Genomic DNA, 16,913 nt, shown 5'->3' on the forward strand with positions numbered 1-16,913 from the left:
TTGTTATTATCTACTCGCCCCCAAACTCCCAGATCAACTACCTATACGCACTGGCGTCATGACGGGGGGGGCCCGTCGCGGCCCCCGGCCGTTCCGCTACGTCCACTCGACGCCGATGCCCGCGACGCCGGGCCCGACGTCCTGGAAGTAGGCGCTGACGAACCCGCCGAGCCCGCACACCAGCTCCTCCAGGTCCACCGGGGCCGCGTCGGCGTCCACCCGGAACTGCCTGGTGCACCGCGCGGGCAGGGCGCGGCGGTTGAACGCCAGTTGCAGCAGGTAGCCGCGGCACGGTTCGCGGAACGACCGCCGGTGGCCGGGCGTCGGCCCGCCGGTGTCGTCCACCACGGTGAAGCTGAACACGTGCTCCTCGCCCTCGGCGAGCCGGCGGTCGAACAGCAGCTCGAACACGAGTCCGCGGGTGGCGAGCTGCCGGCGCAGCCGGCCCAGCCGGCACCCCTCGCCCGGTCGCACGAGCGCGTTGTCGATCAGGCAGCCCTCGTCGCCCTGGTGCACGGCCAGGTACCGGTCCGGCCCGGCCTTCGTCGCCCGGACCACCAGCCGCGTGCTGATCGACCGCTGCTCCCGCTCGGGCCCGATCAGCACGGTGTCGTGCACGGACAGCACCTCGATGCCGGCGTTCGCGCCGACGTCGCCGACCGGCTCGAACTCCGACACCACCGGTGTCGGCGACCCCCAGGCGCCCGGCCGGGCGGGCCGCGGCTGCGGCCGGTTGCCGACCAGCGCCACCAGCGACTCCGCCGGCAGCCTCAGCACCGTCTCCAACGCCCGCACGGTGTTGATGGCGCGGGGCACTTCGGGGTGCCGCAACCCGCGCTGCCAGTAGCTGAGGGTGGACTGCCCGACCTGGACGCCCAGTTGCCCGAGGTGCGCGCGCAGCCGGGCCAGCGAGAGGCCGCGGTGCGCGATGGCGTCGTGCAGCGCCCGGTGGAACGGCCCGTAGCGCAGGGTCTCGGCGAGGCCGTTGGGCAGGCTCCCCGGCGGCTGGGCGGCCTGGTCGTCGACCGGTCTGGCGTGCCCGGAATCCGCGGTCACCGCGGCACCACCCTTTCGCGCAACCGGAAATGGGGTTCACCGTAGTCACTCAATCTGGTGACGCAAAGGATCTCTCATCACCCAACTGGGGGAAGTGGTGCCGCCGATCGTGCAGAGGTGGTGCCCCTTAGGGTGTGCCTCGTGGGAAAACTCGTCGTGATCGAGGGCCTGGACGGCGCGGGCAAGCGCACGTTGGCCAGGGCGCTGACCGACGCCCTGGGCGCGCGGGGCGCGAAGGTCTCGACCGGCGCGTTCCCCCGCTACGACCAGGACGTGCACGCCGACCTGGTGCGCGACGCGCTGCACGGCCGGCTCGGCGACCTGACCGACTCGGTGTACGGCATGGCCGTCCTCTACGCGCTGGACCGGCGTGGCGCAGGGGACGCGATCCGCGCCGACCTCGACCGGTACGACGTGGTCCTGCTCGACCGGTACATCGCGTCGAACGCGGCCTACGGGGCGGCCCGGCTGGGCCAGGGCGCCGACGGCGCGTTCGTGGCGTGGCTGCGGGCGCTGGAGGTGGACCGCTTCGGGTTGCCGATCCCGGACCTGCACCTGCTGCTCCGCGTGCCCCCGGCCGTGGCGGCGGACCGGGCGGCGCACCGCGAGGCCGAGGAGTCCCGCGACCGCGACCTGTACGAGTCGGACGGCGGCCTCCAGGGGCGCTGCGCCGCCGTCTACGACGGGCTGGCCGCAGCCGGGTGGCTCTCCCCCTGGGAGGTGCTGGACGGCACCGCTGACCTGCGCGTCGATCCGCTCCTCGACCGGTGGTTCCCCCGTTAGTGTAAAAAAGTAACGAAACGTCACCACCCCACCGATGAGTCGCTGAGGATTCGCGTTCAGCGGGACGAGGTGGGCTCGTGGATCGGCGGCACAGACCGGCTACGGAGTGGACGCGCACGGCGACCAGCAGCGATGACCGCTGGGGGGTGCGTGGACTTCCGACCACTAGTGGGACGATGTTGGGTATGAAGGCACGCGTGCTCGTCGTCGACGACGACCCCGCTCTGGCGGAGATGCTGACCATCGTGCTTCGGGGCGAGGGCTTCGACACCGCTGTGGTGGCCGACGGCGCCCGCGCGCTGCCCGCGCTGCGCGAGTTGAAGCCGGACCTGGTCCTGCTGGACCTGATGCTCCCGGGCATGAACGGCATCGACGTCTGCAAGGCGATCCGGTCCGAGTCGGGCGTCCCGATCGTGATGCTGACCGCGAAGAGCGACACCGTCGACGTGGTGCTGGGCCTGGAGTCCGGCGCGGACGACTACGTGGTCAAGCCGTTCAAGCCGAAGGAGCTGGTGGCGCGCATCCGCGCCCGCCTGCGCCGCACCGAGGCCGAGCCCGCCGAGGTGCTCCAGATCGGCGACCTGACCATCGACGTGCCCGGCCACGAGGTGCTGCGCGAGGGCAAGCCGATCCAGCTCACCCCGCTGGAGTTCGACCTGCTCGTGGCGCTGGCCCGCAAGCCGCGCCAGGTGTTCACCCGCGAGGTGCTGCTGGAGCAGGTGTGGGGCTACCGGCACGCGGCGGACACGCGGCTGGTGAACGTCCACGTGCAGCGGCTGCGGTCCAAGGTCGAGCGCGACCCGGAGCACCCCGAGGTGGTGCTGACCGTGCGCGGGGTCGGGTACAAGGCCGGGCCGCCGTGACGAGGCGCCTCCCCCGGCGACCCCGCGAGGGCGGGTCGGTCGTCCGCGACGCGCCGGCCGGCGATCAGGCGCCCGGATCGTCGGACGACCGGTCGCGGACCCCCGAGCCCGGTGCAGCCGGAGGCGGCGCTCTCCGTCACCCCAAGCCCCGGTGGTTCGACCCCGTGGCGCGCGAGGCGCGTCGCGTGGTGCAGCGCGCGCGTCGGCAGGTCGTCGCGTTCGGCGAGCTGTGGCGGCGCTCGTTGCAGCTGCGGGTCGTGGTCAGCACGCTCGCGCTGTCCTCCGCCGTGGTGTTCGTGCTCGGCATGGTGCTCCAGGTGCAGATCACCGGGCAGCTGCTGGAGACCAAGATCGAGGCGGCGGTCCGGCAGACCGAGGCCAGCGCGGCGGCGATCCAGCCCGACCTGGCGGGCCTCAACCCCGGCCCGGACAGCGTCAAGACGCGGTTCACCACCGCCCTGAACAAGATCAACACGTCGGGGGTCGACCTCGACCCCACCAGTTCCGGCGCGGGCGCGTTCGAGCCGGTGCTCCGCGACCCCGTCGGCACCGGCTCCGACGGCCTGCCGGTCGCCGTCGGCCAGTACGAGGACGTGCCGGACGGCCTGTTCAAGATGCTCGAACGGGGCAGCGCCGGCTACCAGATCACCACCGTGGAACGGGAGACCGGGCCGACGACCCTGCTCGTGGTCGGCAAACCGGTGAACAGCTCCGCCCGCGCCATGCACCTGTACCTGCTGTTCCCGCTGACCAGCGAGCAGGCCACCGCCGACGTCGTGCAGAGCACCCTGGTCGTCGGCGGCATCGTGCTGCTCCTGCTGCTCGCGCTGATCGCGAACCTGGTCACGCGGCAGGTCGTGCGGCCCGTCCGGCAGGCCGCCGAGATCGCCGAGCGGTTCGCCGACGGCAGCCTCGACGAGCGCATGCCCGTGGTCGGCGAGGACGACGTGGCGCGCCTGGCCGAGTCGTACAACGAGATGGCCGCCAGCATCCAGCGGCAGATCCACCAGCTCGAGGAGTTCGGCCAGCTCCAGCGCCGGTTCACCTCCGACGTCTCGCACGAGCTGCGCACCCCGCTGACGACCGTGCGGATGGCCGCGGACGTGCTGCACGCCTCCCGGGAGCAGTTCCCCGGCGGCCTGGCCCGCTCCACCGAGCTGCTGGTCGACGAGCTGGACCGGTTCGAGTCGCTGCTCGGCGACCTGCTGGAGATCAGCAGGCTGGACGCGGGCGTGGAGGAGCTGGCCGCCGAGCTGGTCGACATCCGCGTGCTGGCCCGCCGCGCCCACGACGCGGTGCGCGCCATCGCCAACAGCAGCGGCACCACGATCGTGATGGACCTGCCCGACGAGGAGGTCACCGCCGAGCTGGACTCCCGCCGGGTCGAGCGGATCCTGCGCAACCTGCTGGCCAACGCCATCGACCACGGCGAGGGCATGCCGGTCGAGCTGACCCTGCGGGGTGACGGGGAGGCGGTCGCGGTGACCGTCCGCGACCACGGCGTCGGCCTGCGGCCCGGCGAGGCGGACCTGGTGTTCAACCGCTTCTGGCGCGCCGACCCGTCCCGCAACCGCCGCACCGGCGGCACCGGCCTGGGCCTGTCCATCAGCCTGGAGGACGCGCGCCTGCACGGCGGGTGGCTGGAGGCGTGGGGCGAACGCGGGCTCGGCGCGGTGTTCCGGCTCACCCTGCCGTGCCGCCTCGGCCACGAGCTGACGTCCAGCCCGCTCCCGCTGGAGCCCCCGGACCTGCCGCCCGTGGTCGAGCCCGAGCCCGACGAGCCGGAGGCGGCGGAGGAGGTCGAGCTGACCGAGGAGGAGATCACGTGGCAGCCCGCGCAACCCGTCACCGGCGAACGCGAGGAGGTCCGGTGAGGCTCCTCGCGGTGCTCCTGGCCGTGCTGGTGGCCGCGGGCTGCGCCGCGATCCCCACCGAGACCTCGCCGATCGCGGTCAACCCGTCGGTGGGCAACGCCACCCGGGCCGCCGCGCCCGAGCCGGTCCGGGACATCGACCCGCTGACGCTGGTCCGGGAGTTCGTCAACGCCTCCGCCAACCCCGAGGGCGACTACGCGGCGGCCAAGGCGTACCTGACCGAGGACGCCAAGAAGGCGTGGAACACCAAGGGCACGCCGACGATCATCGACACGACGTTCAACACCGTGCCGACGCCCGGCCTGACCGCCGACGACAAGCACCGCGTCGTGCTGCTCCAGGGCCGCAACGTCGGCCGGCTCCAGCTGGAGGACAACTCGTTCATCCAGCTCATCGGCGCGCTCGACACGCCGATCGGGATCGAGAAGGACGCCGACGACCAGTGGCGCATCTCCGCGCCGCCGGACGGCATCTACGTGCCGCTGGGCGGGTTCCAGCAGAACTACCAGCGGGTGACGCTGTTCTTCTACAGCCCGGACTTCACCGTCCTCGTGCCCGACCCGCGCTGGGTCGTCATCGCGCCGTCCACGTCGATCCCCAGCCGGGTGACGAGCCTGCTGCTCAAGGGCCCCGCCGTGGGCATGCGGGGCGCGCTGGTCACGGCCATCCCGAACGGCGCGACCCAGCGCAAGAGCACGTCCGAGGCCAACGACGGCGCGTTGGAGGTGGACCTGACCAAGGTCGGCGACATCACCGCGCAGGTCGGCAAGCAGATCGTGGCGCAGGTGGTGAAGTCGCTCGCGGGCGTCAGCAGCAGCCGCATCCGGGTGCTGGTCGAGGGCCAGTTCATCAACGCCGACCAGCACGAGTGGCGGCCCGGCGACGTGCAGACCGGCGAGGCGCTGACCACGCCCAACGCCGACCTGGCGGGCCTGCTGGTGTCCGGCGGCCGGGTCAAGCACCTCACCGGCGACCCGGTGCCCGGCCCGGCGGGCACGGGCGACTACCACGCGGTCGGCGCGGCGCAGTCGCTGGACGGCAGCCAACTGGCCGTGGTCAGCCGGACGGGGGAGAACTCCGTGCGGCTGCGGGTCGGGCCGACGGCCGAGCAGTTGGCCGAGGTGGACCTGCGCGCCTCCACCATGACCCGGCCGACGTGGCTGCTCAGCGGCCGGCAGGGCGAGCCGGGCACGGAGGTGTGGACCGTCGCCGACGGCGCGAACGTGGTGCGCGTGATCAAGACCGACGGCGGGTGGACGGCGAACGCGGTCAACGCCTCGGAGCTGGTCGAGCTGGGCCGGATCAGCGAGCTGCGGCTGTCCCGCGACGGCACCCGGGTGGCGGCCGTCGTGGACGGCAAGCTCGTGGTCGCGGCCGTGGTCAAGGGGCAGGACTCGGCGGTGTCGCTGCGGTCGCCGCGCCACCTCCAGCCGTCGCAGCTCGGCAACAGCGCGTTGGCGCTGGACTGGCTCGCGCAGGACGTGCTGGTGGCCAGCACGTCGCTGTCGGCGTACCCGATCGCGAAGGTGAACATCGACGGGGTGCGGGTCGAGCGGTACAACACGTCGAACCTGACCGCGCCGGTGGCCTCGGTGACCGCCGCGCCCGGCCGCAACGTGCTGGCGGTCGACCAGAGCGGGTTGTGGAGCGCGAACGACGTGGGCGACGTGTGGCGCGCGTCGCCGACCAAGGTGGAGGCGGGCACCCAGGTGTTCTACCCGGGCTGACCCATCTTCACCCGATCGGGAACCCCGCGCACCTGCGCGGAGGGGCCGGTTCTGTCGGTGCCCGCCGGCATCGTCGGTCGCATGCCGATCGAACTGCTGTTCCCGTCCCGTTGTCCCGGCTGCGGCGCGTGGGGCGCGCGCCCGTGCGAGTCCTGCCTGGCCTCGTTCGGCCCACCCGTGCGCGTGCCCGGCGCCGGGCCGCCGGTGTTCGCGCTCGCCGCGTACGGCGGTGCGGCGCGGGAGCTGGTGCTCGCGTTCAAGGAGCGGGGGCGGCGCGAGCTGGCGGCCGTGTTCGGCGCGTTGGTGGCCGCCGCCGTGCCGCGGCTGCCCGGCGTGGGTCCGGGCGCGTGGCTGGTGCCCGCGCCGTCGCGCGCCTCGGCCGCCCGCGCCCGCGGCGGTTCCCACGTGCTGAGAATGGCACGGGCGTCCGGCTTTTCCGCCGCGCCGGCGCTCGCGTTCGCGAGGGGAGTTCGCGATTCCGTGCGGCTGGACACCGCGTCCAGACAGGCGAATCTGGCGGGCCGGGTGCGGCTCGTCCCCGGACGGCTGCCCCCGCCGGGTGCGCCGGTTGTCCTGCTGGACGACGTGGTGACGACGGGATCCACGGCACGGGCGTGCGTTTCGGTGTTGAAAGCGGCCGGGATCGGGGTACCCGCTGTGCTCACGTTGACCACAGCGCGCCGAACCCACTCCTACGGGTGAATCGCGCCGGGAACCTCACGGGAGGCTTGCCCGTTGGCCGGTTATGACGCTCGTGCGGAGGCCGTTCGACGTAACCACTCTGCCGACGAGCGCCTGCGCCGGGGTCGGCCGTTCGGGTGAGCGGCCGACAGCGCGCGATGCCGGCACGCCCGCGTGGCGTGGGGCCGGCGCCGGATTTTCGTCGCTCTCCGTTACGAAGAGAAAATTCTGGACTTCCCCCGCCCCGGGGGCTGTCGCAGCGGCGAATACCGGGCTAACGTGCACCGCTATCAGCGTTCCCGGCACGCGGGGAGGAGGCGAACAGCCCATGACCCTGGCGCCGGCGGGGCGCTGAGGGGCCACCCTCAGCGACCGATCCGCGAAGACGATCGCGAAATCCGGCGCCCAGCGATCCGAAGCCATTGCTCGCAGCAAAGCGAGGGAGGTCGTGTATGGACATCGTCGTTAAGGGCCGCAACGTCGAGGTGCCCGATCACTACCGGGTGCACGTCGCCGAAAAGCTGTCCCGATTGGGGCGTTACGACCGCAAGGTCATCCGCTTCGACGTGGAACTCTTCCACGAGCCGAACCGCCGGCAGTCGAAGAACTGCCAGCGCGTCGAGATCACCGGCAAGGGACGGGGCCCGGTGGTCCGTTCCGAAGCGTGCGCGGGCGACTTCTACGCCGCCCTGGACGCCGCGGTGAACAAGCTCGAGAGCCGGCTGCGGCGCTCTCATGACCGCAGGCGCGTGCACCACGGGCGACGTGGCCCGACATCGGTCGCCGAGGCGACCAGCGGACTCGGGGAAGCGCTCCCCCTGCGTCCCGACAACGACGGCGGCCAGGCACAAGGCATGTGGCTGGGCCACACGGCCGTGCTGGAGGCGGCCGAGCCGGAACCCGAGCGCGAGGGCATGGCGGAAGTGCCCGCGCAGCGCTGGGAAGACGGCATCGAGGACAACCTGCCCGGCCGGATCGTGCGCGAGAAAGAGCACACCGCCAAGCCGATGACCGTCGACCAGGCCCTCTACGAGATGGAACTGGTCGGCCACGACTTCTACCTGTTCTCCGACGCCGACAGCGGACGTCCGAGCGTCGTCTACCGCCGGAAGGGGTTCGACTACGGCGTGATCAGGCTGGCCTGAGCGCCGCCTGACCACGGTCCCCAACCCGTGACTTTCGCGACCCCCGGCGCCCTCGCGCGCCGGGGGTCGCGGTGAATTGGCGGTACCGCGTCCGGGTCGTCCCGGCCGGTCGGCGAAGATCGGTGATTTCGCCGGATTCCCAGCTCAGGGCGTCCGCAATGACACCGGCGCGCGGCGGTCGTGATCGGTTCGCGTGATCACACCGGTGATCCGTGGCCGATTTCCCGACGATCACGTATTCGATGATCGGAAAAGCACGCGGAACGGCCCACCCCCGGCCCGCGCCGCGCGGTGGATCGGCGGACGCGTCCCGCCGGCGGGCTTTGCGTCCGACCGGGTGACGGGCCCTCGGAGCCGATCACTCACGGCGATCTCGGCGAGGTCGTGCCGGGGCGTGGTCCGGAGGGTGTAGAGGGCGGCGCACGAGGGTTCCTACCTGTGTCTGTGCACACACCTCCACGACTTGCCTACGATGGCGAGTGGTGAAGGCTCGCCATGGCCGTGGCGAGCCCCTGTGGAAGGCGCCCGTCCCCCGGGCGCGTCGCGATGAGGTAATGAGGTCGACCCGGATGGTGCTGTCCCGACTGCTCCGCGCTGGCGAGGGCAAGATGCTCAAGCGCCTGCGCAACATCGCAGCGCACATCAACAACCTCGAAGACGACGTCGTCGACCTCTCCGATGCGGAGCTGCGCGCGAAGACCGAGGAGTTCCGCAAGCGCTACGCCGACGGCGAGTCCCTGGACGAGCTGCTGCCCGAGGCGTTCGCGGTCGTCCGCGAAGGCGCCAAGCGCACACTCGGCCAACGCCACTTCGACGTCCAGCTGATGGGTGGCGCGGCGCTCCACCTCGGTCAGATCGCCGAGATGCGCACCGGTGAGGGCAAGACGCTGACCTCCGTGCTGCCCGCGTACCTGAACGCGATCGCGGGCGAAGGCGTGCACGTCGTCACGACCAACGACTACCTGGCCAAGCGGGACGCCGAGTGGATGGGGCGCATCCACCGGTTCCTCGGCCTGACCGTCGGCGCGATCCTGTCCGAGATGACCCCCGAGCAGCGGCGGGTCGCCTACAACGCCGACATCACCTACGGCACGAACAACGAGTTCGGCTTCGACTACCTGCGCGACAACATGGCGTGGAGCCGGGACGAGATGGTCCAGCGCGGCCACTTCTTCGCCCTGGTCGACGAGGTCGACTCGATCCTGATCGACGAGGCCCGCACCCCGCTGATCATCTCCGGCCCGGCCGACCAGTCCTCGCGCTGGTACGTCGAGTTCGCGCGCCTGGCCACGAAGATGCGCCGCGACACCCACTACGAGGTGGACGAGCGCAAGCGCACGATCGGCGTCACCGAGGCGGGCGTGCAGTTCGTCGAGGACCAGCTCGGCATCGACAACCTGTACGACTCGACCAACACCCCGCTGGTCGGCTACTTCCAGAACGCGATCAAGGCCAAGGAGCTGTTCACCAAGGACAAGGACTACATCGTCCGCAACGGCGAGGTCATGATCGTCGACGAGTTCACCGGCCGCGTGCTGGCGGGTCGTCGCTACAACGAGGGCATGCACCAGGCGATCGAGGCCAAGGAAGGCGTCGAGATCAAGGCCGAGAACCAGACGCTCGCCACGATCACCCTCCAGAACTACTTCCGGCTGTACGCCAAGCTCGGCGGCATGACCGGCACCGCCGAGACCGAGGCGGCCGAGTTCCACCAGACCTACAAGCTCGGCGTCGTGCCCATCCCCACGAACCGCCCGATGCAGCGCAAGGACGAGTCCGACCTGGTCTACAAGACCGAGGAGGCGAAGTTCGAGGCGGTCGCCGAGGACATCGCCGAGCGGCACCACAAGGGCCAGCCGGTGCTGGTCGGCACGACGAGCGTCGAGCGCTCGGAGTACCTGTCCAAGCTCCTGGTCCGCAAGGGCATCCCGCACGAGGTGCTCAACGCCAAGCACCACGAGCGCGAGGCGCTGATCATCGCCAAGGCCGGTCGCAAGGGCGCGGTCACCGTGGCCACCAACATGGCGGGCCGCGGCACCGACATCGTGCTCGGCGGCAACCCGGACATCATCACCGACCACGAGCTGCGCGAACGCGGCCTCGACCCGGTGGAGAACCCGGAGGAGTACGAGGCCGCCTGGGCGAAGCTGATCGAGGAGATCACCGCCGAGGTCAAGGCCGAGGCCGAGGAGGTCCGCGCGGCCGGCGGCCTGTACGTGCTGGGCACCGAGCGGCACGAGTCGCGGCGCATCGACAACCAGCTCCGCGGCCGTTCCGGCCGGCAGGGCGACCCCGGCGAGTCGCGGTTCTACCTGTCGCTGCAGGACGAGCTGATGCGCCGGTTCAACGCGGCGATGGTCGAGACCGTCATGACCCGGCTGAAGGTGCCGGACGACGTGCCGATCGAGCACAAGATGGTCACCCGGGCCATCCGCAGCGCGCAGACGCAGGTCGAGCAGCAGAACTTCGAGATCCGCAAGAACGTCCTCAAGTACGACGAGGTGATGAACGAGCAGCGCAAGGTCATCTACAACGAGCGCCGTCGCGTGCTCGACGGCGAGGACCTGCGCGAACAGGTCGAGCACATGATCACCAGCGTGGTCGGCGAGTACGTCGACGGCGCGACCGCCGACGGCTACGCCGAGGACTGGGACCTCGACCAGCTGTGGACGGCGCTCAAGACGCTGTACCCGATCACGCTCGACCACAAGAAGCTCCTCGAAGAAGAGGACGACATCACGCGCGAGTCGCTGAAGGCGAAGCTGCAGGCCGACGCCCTGGCCGCGTACGAGGCGCGTGAGGCGGACATCGACGGCCGGGTCGGCCCCGGCGCCATGCGCGAGCTGGAGCGCCGCGTCCTGCTCTCCGTCCTGGACCGCAAGTGGCGCGAGCACCTGTACGAGATGGACTACCTCAAGGAGGGCATCGGCCTGCGGGCGATGGCCCAGCGCGACCCGCTGATCGAGTACCAGCGGGAGGGCTTCGACATGTTCAACGCCATGTTGGACGCGTTGAAGGAGGAGACCGTCGGCTTCCTGTTCAACCTGCAGGTCGAAGCCGCCGAACCCGAACCCGCCGCCGAACCGCCCGTCCAGGTCTCCATCACCAACGGCGGCCCGCTGTCCGGCAGCCGCGCCAGGGCCCGCGCCGCCGCGGCCGCCGCCGCCCAACAGCAAGCCGCCGCCGCCAACCAGGCCCCCGCCGGCCCGGCCCTGGCCCAGCTGCAAAGCGGCAACGCCATCCCGCCCGCCCTGCGCGGCAAGGGCCTGGACGGCCGCGCCCAGCAGGGCCTGACCTACTCGGGCCCCTCGGAGAGCGGCGACGCCCAGACCAGCGGCAAGACCCCCCAGCAGGGCGGCCCCGGCCAGCAGGGCGGCACCCGCAAAGAACGCCGCGCCGCCGCCCGCGCCCAGGCGAAGGGCCAGCGCAAGGGCCCGCGCCAGTAACCCATCCCGATAAACCACACCTGCACACGCGAAGCGGGGCCCGACTCACCGGGCCCCGCTTCGCGCATCCGCACCCACTGCGCTCCCACACCGCAGCTCTCACGCACCGCACGGCCTCGCACCACCCGCCGACCACGCCTTCCCCCGCCGCATCCACCAGGGCCGCGGCCCGACCCCGCCACGGCTCCACCCGTTGCGACCCCCTCCGGCCGGCCTGACAGGCCCCATCTCGCGACCTCACCTGCCACAGCTCGCCCGCCGTGGCCTCACGTCCCCGGGCCGGGCCGTCGCCTGGCGAAGCGCCCAGTCGCCGGGCGGGGTGCCCGGAGGTCTCGGCCGGCGAGGTGGCGGGCTCATGCCCGCGGGCTCCGGGCGGTTCCGGCGTCGGCCTCCGGGCGCCGGCCGTGATGTGTGCTCGATGCGTGGCTGCGGTGTCGGGTTCGCGGTGGGCCTCCTGATGGGGTCGCGTCGGGTCGCTGGGCAGGTGGGTGGGCCGGCGGGTGTGTTGGCCGTCGGGTGGGGCGGCCGGTGGGGTGGTCGTTGGGTGGGGCGGTCGGTGGGGTGGTCGTTGGGTGGGGCGGTCGGGTGGGTTGGCGGTCGGGGGTGGTTGCCGGCTCGGTCTTAATCAACCGAGGTGCGGTAACAGTGTTTCCGTACATTTTCGGGCCAATGTCACCCGATTGTGTGACCAATGGGCCGGGAGGGGCATGGATCGGCCCAGGTCACGCCATCAAGGGAGCAGGTGGAATTCGGTGCAGTGCCAGCGCGAGCCCCGGCGCTCCACGCGGGCGGCGAATGCGCGGACTTTCGTCTCCATGTGCAGCGTGCCCGCCAGCTCCGCCGCGTCCGGCGACACGTGGCACAGCCGGTAGCGGCCCAGGCGGGTTCGGGTGGGGGTGGCGGCGCGGGCCACGGTGGTCAGGGCGCGTGGCTCGAACGTGGCCGACAGTTGGCGCGGTGGCCGGCGGCCGCTCAGGGCCTCCACCAGCGGGAACAGGAAGTGGCGGGCGTCGAGGGCGGGGTCGGGCGAGGTGCTCGGCGGGGGAGTGGCCGGCGGGGTGGCGGGCCGGTCGGCGTTCGCGGAGGACAGGGGGCGCAGTCGAGGTGGCATGCTGAACCGAGGGCGCACGCCCGGGTTTTCGTACCAAGATCACCCGATGGAGGCACGGTGCGGGGACTGGTCCTGGACTTCGGCGGCGTCCTCACGGACCCGGGCGACGACCTCGCGGCACTCGAACCGCCCCTCCTCGTGGCCACGCGCCAGGCCCGTCACCAGGGCATCCTCACCGCCGTGCTGTCCAACGCCGACTTCCGGTGGCGGCCGCCTGCGGGGTGGGAGGACGTGTTCGACGTCGTCGTCACCTCCGGCGACGTCGGCCTGGCCAAACCCGACCGCCGCATCTACCTCCTGACCGCCGAACGCCTCGGCCTGCCCGCGCACGAGTGCGTCTTCGTGGACGACCTCGCGGTCAACGTCCGGGGCGCGGCGGCGGCCGGAATGGTCGGTGTGCACCACCAGTCCGTGCATTCCACGCTCCAGGAACTCGAAATCCTGCTGGACATCCCCCTCCAGAGCTAATTCGGTCACGAACGGCGATCGGTATTCCACCGGGGCGAGGAATTGTCGGTCACCCGACGACGTCCGTAGGTTCCACCGAAACGTGGTCCCGCGATCCGCGTCGTGGGAAGCGGCGCGGACGCGGGACGTCCGAGGCTGGTCGGGACGGCCCGACGGGTACCGCGTCGGGTGGCTGTGGTGAGCCACCGATCAGCCGGGATAGGCAGCGCGGGTGCCGGAGCGGCCCTCGGGCACCCGCGCTGCGCCGAAGCCCGACCGCCACGACACCACGACCGATCGACCACGCCGCGCCCGATCGACCACGCCCGAACGGCCACCACCGAGCAAGGCCGGCCGGCTACGACCGAGCGCCGGCCCCGGTCGTCCGCCGCCGGACCACTTCGAAGCACAGCACGGCCGCCGCACTGGCGACGTTCAACGACTCGACCCCCGCCGCCATCGGGATCGACAACCACCCCGTCACGTGCGGCCGCACGTCGGGCGAGATCCCGGCCGTCTCGCTGCCCAGCACGAACGCCGCCCGCGCCGGCAGGTCCGCCGAGTACACCGACGACCGCGCGTCGGCGTCGAGCGCGAAGACCGGGTACCCGGCCTCCCGCAACGCGACCACGGCCTCCGCGGCCGTCGCGCACCGCAGCACCGGAGCCCGGAACGCCACCCCCGCCGACGCCTTCACCACCAGCGGGTCGAGGGACGCCACACCCCGCCGCGGCACGACGATGCCGTCCATCCCCGCCGCCGTCGCCGTGCGCAGGATCATGCCGACGTTCGCCGGCGTGGTGATCCCGTCGAGCACGAGCACGCACCCCCGCGACCCCAGCTCGCGCAGCCCCGCCCCCAGTGGCCGCATGCGGGGCGCGACCACGTCCGCCAGCACGCCCTGGTCCTGCTTGCCGTTCCCGGCCAGCACCTTGACCCGCTGCGCGGAAGCCCGCTGCACCGCGACACCCCGCCGACCGGCCGCGTCCAGGATCTCCCGGGCGGCCGGGCCGCGGGCCGTGTCGGCGAGCACGACCTTGTCGACGTCGAGCCTCGGGTCGTCCAGGGCCTCCAGCACGGGCTTGCGGCCGTACACGGTGACGAACTTGTCCTTGGGTGACACATCCACGGAACAAGTGTCCTCTACCCGATTGGGGCTTGTTTCTTCGCTGTCAATCATGATGATCGTCACATGACATCGCGCGACGAGGCGCACCGTCTGCTGGCCAGCGGCCGGGAGGCGGACGTCTACCTGCGACCCGACGGCCTGCTGGTCAAGCGCAGCCGCACGGGGCGCGACCTGCGGCCCGAGGCCGAGCTGATGCGCTACCTGCGCGGGCACGGCATACCGGTGCCCCGGGTGGCGGAGGCGTCGGGGCCGGAGCTGGTCATGGAGTACGTGCCCGGTCCGCGCATGTCGCAGGAGCTGGACGCGAAGCCGTGGCGGGCGGGTGCGCTGGGCCGCGAGCTGGCCGGGCTGCACGGCCGGCTCGACCGGGTGCCCGCGCCGACCTTCCTCGACGGCGACGGCGACCTGCTGCACCTCGACCTGCACCCCGGCAACGTGGTGCTCGGCCCCGAGGGCGCGGTGGTCGTCGACTGGGGGAGCGCGGTCAAGGGCGACCGGAAGCTCGACGTGGCGCTGAGCTGGCTCGCGATGGCGGTCGCGCCGCTGCGGCCGGTGATGCGGCTCGCCCGGTCGCGGATGGTGCGCGGGTTCCTGTCCGGGGTCGACGGCTCGGTGCGGGCCGAGGCCCGGCGGGCGATGCCGGCCGCCGCGGCGATCAGGCTCGCCCGGCACGAGCGCGACGCAGCCGAGGTCAGCGCCGTGCAGCGGCTCGTGCGGCACTGCAGCGACTAGCCTGGGCGGCATGCCCGACCGCCTGTCCGCGCTGGACGCCTCGTTCCTGTACCTGGAGGACTCCACGACGCCGATGCACGTCGGCGGGGTGGCGGTGTTCCGGCGGCCGCGCTCGGGCTTCGACTACGACCGCCTGGTCGACCTGATCGAGCAGCGGCTGTCGCTGGTGCCGCGCTACCGGCAGAAGGTCGTGCACGTGCCCGGACGGCTCGCGCGGCCGGTGTGGGTGGACGACGCGGACTTCGACGTCACGTACCACGTGCGGCGCTCGGCGTTGCCGAAACCGGGCAGCGACCGGCAGCTGCACGACCTGGTGGCGCGGCTGATGTCCCGGCCGCTGGACCACACCCGGCCGCTGTGGGAGGTCTACCTGGTCGAGGGCCTGGCCCGGAACCGGACCGCGGTGATCACCAAGACGCACCAGGCGATGGTCGACGGCATCGGCGCGCCGGAGATCGGGCAGGTGATGCTGGACGTGTCGCCGACGCCGCGGCCGCCGGTCGAGTCGCTGTGGATGCCGTCGCCGGAGCCGAGCGGGTTGCAGCTCGTGGCCGACGCGGTGGCGGAGGCCGTGCAGCGGCCCGGCGAGGTCGTGGAGAACGCCCGGTCGGCGGCCATGGACACGGTGGCCACGGTGCGCAAGGTGGCCGGGGTGTTCGGCGGGCTGGTGTCCGCGGTGCGGACCGCCGCGACGCCCGCGCCCGGCAGCCCGCTGAACGTGCGGATCTCGCCGCAGCGGCGGTTCGCGGTGGCGCGGACCGAGCTGGAGGCGTTCCGGGCGGTCCGGCGGGCGCACGGCGGCACGGTGAACGACGGCGTGCTCGCGGTGCTGTCCGGCGCGCTGCGGAACTGGCTGCTGTCGCGCGGCGAGGTCGTGACGGCGGGCACCACGATCCGGGCGATGGCCCCGATGTCCGTGCGGGACGACGAGACGCAGGTGTCGGCGTACCTGGTCGACCTGCCGGTGGGCGAGCCGAACCCGGCCGTGCGGCTGCACCACGTGTCGCACGCGATGCGGGCGCACCAGGAGTCGGGGCAGTCGGTGGCGGCGCAGACGCTGGTGCGGTTGTCGGGCTTCGCGCCGCCGACGCTGCACGCGTTGGGCGCGCGGGCGGCGTCGTCGTTCTCGCGGCGGTTGTTCAACGTCGTGGTGACGAACGTGCCGGGGCCGCAGGTGCCGCTGTACGCGGCGGGCGCGAGGATGATCGAGATGTTCCCCGTGGTGCCGTTGGCGAAGAACCAGGCGTTGTCGATCGGCGTGACGTCGTATGACGGTGGCGTGTACTTCGGCCTGAACGCGGACCGCGACGCCATGTCCGATGTGGACGTGCTGGCGGCGATGGTCGAGGAGTCGGTGGAGGAACTGATGGGAACGGTGTCCGCATGAGGGTGTACCTCCCGGCGACCGTCGCGATGCTGCGCGACCTGCTGGAGCGGGGCGAGTTCGTCCCGGTGGGCGGGACGGGGTTCGCCCTGACGCCCGCGTTGCGCGAGTCGTACGCGACCGGCGACACGGAGGAGCTGGAGTACTCGGCGATGCTCGACGCCGCGCGCGGCTCGCTGCGGCTGATCGCGGGCGACGAGAAGGCCGCGCCGAGGCGCGCGGTGGTGTCCGCGGACGTGGACGACGTGAAGCTGCGGCCGGACCTGGACTTCTCCGTGGTGAAGCTGTCCGGCCCGGTGCCGATGAAGGCCATCGCCGCGATCCACCTGGACACGCTGGACGCCGAGGACGACGTGCGCGCGGCGGCCGAGGTGATCGACGCGGCGGACCTGGGCGATCCCGACGCCGAGTTCGCGCTGGGCGGGGCGGAGGACCACGAGCTGGCCTGGTACGCGCCGCAGGAGCTGCCGTTCCTGCTGGAGCTGATGTAGGCGTCGGCGTCACCCCGGCAGCGGCCCGCCGCCGGGGTGCGAAT

Annotated in this window: 13 protein-coding genes and 1 pseudogene; 11 read left to right on the forward strand and 3 right to left on the reverse strand. The window is 72.2% G+C overall.

From position 1 onward, the window contains the following. Nucleotides 1-96: 96 nt before the first annotated feature. Nucleotides 97-1,056, reverse strand: coding sequence for a hypothetical protein (locus ACFXGA_RS16230; RefSeq protein WP_378088501.1), 960 nt, complete (start codon nucleotides 1,054-1,056; stop codon nucleotides 97-99). 141 nt (nucleotides 1,057-1,197) lie between these two features. Between ACFXGA_RS16230 and ACFXGA_RS16235 the strand changes: the two genes are divergently transcribed. The 7 genes and pseudogenes from ACFXGA_RS16235 to secA form a co-directional block, all read left to right on the forward strand. Further along, nucleotides 1,198-1,839: a dTMP kinase gene (locus ACFXGA_RS16235; protein ID WP_378088503.1), complete on the forward strand. Its 642-nt coding sequence runs from the start codon at nucleotides 1,198-1,200 to the stop codon at nucleotides 1,837-1,839. A 185-nt stretch (nucleotides 1,840-2,024) separates the two neighbouring features. Continuing rightward, complete coding sequence (gene mtrA, locus ACFXGA_RS16240) at nucleotides 2,025-2,702, forward strand: MtrAB system response regulator MtrA (RefSeq protein ID WP_015104936.1); 678 nt, start codon at nucleotides 2,025-2,027, stop codon at nucleotides 2,700-2,702. Nucleotides 2,703-2,866: 164 nt separating this feature from the next. After that, complete coding sequence (gene mtrB, locus ACFXGA_RS16245) at nucleotides 2,867-4,576, forward strand: MtrAB system histidine kinase MtrB (RefSeq protein WP_378088505.1); 1,710 nt, start codon at nucleotides 2,867-2,869, stop codon at nucleotides 4,574-4,576. After that, nucleotides 4,573-6,303, forward strand: coding sequence for an LpqB family beta-propeller domain-containing protein (locus ACFXGA_RS16250; RefSeq protein ID WP_378088507.1), 1,731 nt, complete (start codon nucleotides 4,573-4,575; stop codon nucleotides 6,301-6,303). The genes mtrB and ACFXGA_RS16250 overlap by 4 nt, the downstream gene beginning before the upstream one ends. 81 nt (nucleotides 6,304-6,384) lie before the next feature. Beyond that, complete coding sequence (locus tag ACFXGA_RS16255; protein ID WP_378088508.1) at nucleotides 6,385-7,005, forward strand: ComF family protein; 621 nt, start codon at nucleotides 6,385-6,387, stop codon at nucleotides 7,003-7,005. A 431-nt stretch (nucleotides 7,006-7,436) separates the two neighbouring features. Next, a complete protein-coding gene (hpf, locus tag ACFXGA_RS16260) occupies nucleotides 7,437-8,129 on the forward strand; it encodes a ribosome hibernation-promoting factor, HPF/YfiA family (protein WP_378088510.1) in 693 nt (230 codons plus the stop codon). Between the two features lie 569 nt (nucleotides 8,130-8,698). Then, nucleotides 8,699-11,195: pseudogene (gene secA / locus ACFXGA_RS16265) on the forward strand (preprotein translocase subunit SecA); the annotation flags it as partial. A gap of 1,110 nt (nucleotides 11,196-12,305) precedes the next feature. Here the strand turns inward: secA and ACFXGA_RS16270 are convergent. Continuing rightward, the gene (locus tag ACFXGA_RS16270) at nucleotides 12,306-12,686 is read right to left on the reverse strand and encodes an Rv3235 family protein (protein ID WP_378088512.1); all 381 of its coding nucleotides are present in this window, start codon (nucleotides 12,684-12,686) and stop codon (nucleotides 12,306-12,308) included. A 57-nt stretch (nucleotides 12,687-12,743) separates the two neighbouring features. On the opposite strand from ACFXGA_RS16270, the gene ACFXGA_RS16275 reads away from it, so the two are divergent. Then, nucleotides 12,744-13,154, forward strand: a complete 411-nt coding sequence (locus ACFXGA_RS16275) for an HAD-IA family hydrolase (protein WP_378088514.1) — start codon at nucleotides 12,744-12,746, stop codon at nucleotides 13,152-13,154. A gap of 337 nt (nucleotides 13,155-13,491) precedes the next feature. Here ACFXGA_RS16275 and ACFXGA_RS16280 read toward each other — a convergent pair whose 3' ends face one another. Next, nucleotides 13,492-14,262, reverse strand: coding sequence for a TrmH family RNA methyltransferase (locus ACFXGA_RS16280; RefSeq protein WP_378088516.1), 771 nt, complete (start codon nucleotides 14,260-14,262; stop codon nucleotides 13,492-13,494). Between the two features lie 63 nt (nucleotides 14,263-14,325). Here ACFXGA_RS16280 and ACFXGA_RS16285 point away from each other — a divergent pair, with 63 nt between their 5' ends. Genes ACFXGA_RS16285 through ACFXGA_RS16295 form a run of 3 tightly spaced genes read left to right on the forward strand, consistent with a single transcriptional unit; the run spans nucleotide 14,326 to nucleotide 16,869 of the window. Next, nucleotides 14,326-14,994, forward strand: a complete 669-nt coding sequence (locus ACFXGA_RS16285) for a phosphotransferase (RefSeq protein WP_378088518.1) — start codon at nucleotides 14,326-14,328, stop codon at nucleotides 14,992-14,994. A gap of 10 nt (nucleotides 14,995-15,004) precedes the next feature. Next, complete coding sequence (locus tag ACFXGA_RS16290) at nucleotides 15,005-16,381, forward strand: wax ester/triacylglycerol synthase family O-acyltransferase (RefSeq protein ID WP_378088520.1); 1,377 nt, start codon at nucleotides 15,005-15,007, stop codon at nucleotides 16,379-16,381. Continuing rightward, nucleotides 16,378-16,869, forward strand: a complete 492-nt coding sequence (locus ACFXGA_RS16295) for a DUF6912 family protein (protein ID WP_378088522.1) — start codon at nucleotides 16,378-16,380, stop codon at nucleotides 16,867-16,869. Before ACFXGA_RS16290 ends, ACFXGA_RS16295 begins: the two co-directional genes overlap by 4 nt. Nucleotides 16,870-16,913: the final 44 nt, after the last annotated feature.

Origin of the sequence: Actinosynnema sp. NPDC059335, from assembly GCF_042752395.1 — a bacterium.
Lineage (GTDB): Bacteria > Actinomycetota > Actinomycetes > Mycobacteriales > Pseudonocardiaceae > Actinosynnema.

Coding starts and splice junctions, on each gene's coding strand:
- ACFXGA_RS16270 (WP_378088512.1), bottom strand. CDS start 12,686: ATGCCACCTCGACTGCGCCCCCTGTCCTCCGCGAACGCCGACCGGCCC.
- ACFXGA_RS16285 (WP_378088518.1), top strand. CDS start 14,326: ATGACATCGCGCGACGAGGCGCACCGTCTGCTGGCCAGCGGCCGGGAG.
- ACFXGA_RS16290 (WP_378088520.1), top strand. CDS start 15,005: ATGCCCGACCGCCTGTCCGCGCTGGACGCCTCGTTCCTGTACCTGGAG.
- ACFXGA_RS16295 (WP_378088522.1), top strand. CDS start 16,378: ATGAGGGTGTACCTCCCGGCGACCGTCGCGATGCTGCGCGACCTGCTG.
- ACFXGA_RS16255 (WP_378088508.1), top strand. CDS start 6,385: ATGCCGATCGAACTGCTGTTCCCGTCCCGTTGTCCCGGCTGCGGCGCG.
- mtrA (WP_015104936.1), top strand. CDS start 2,025: ATGAAGGCACGCGTGCTCGTCGTCGACGACGACCCCGCTCTGGCGGAG.
- hpf (WP_378088510.1), top strand. CDS start 7,437: ATGGACATCGTCGTTAAGGGCCGCAACGTCGAGGTGCCCGATCACTAC.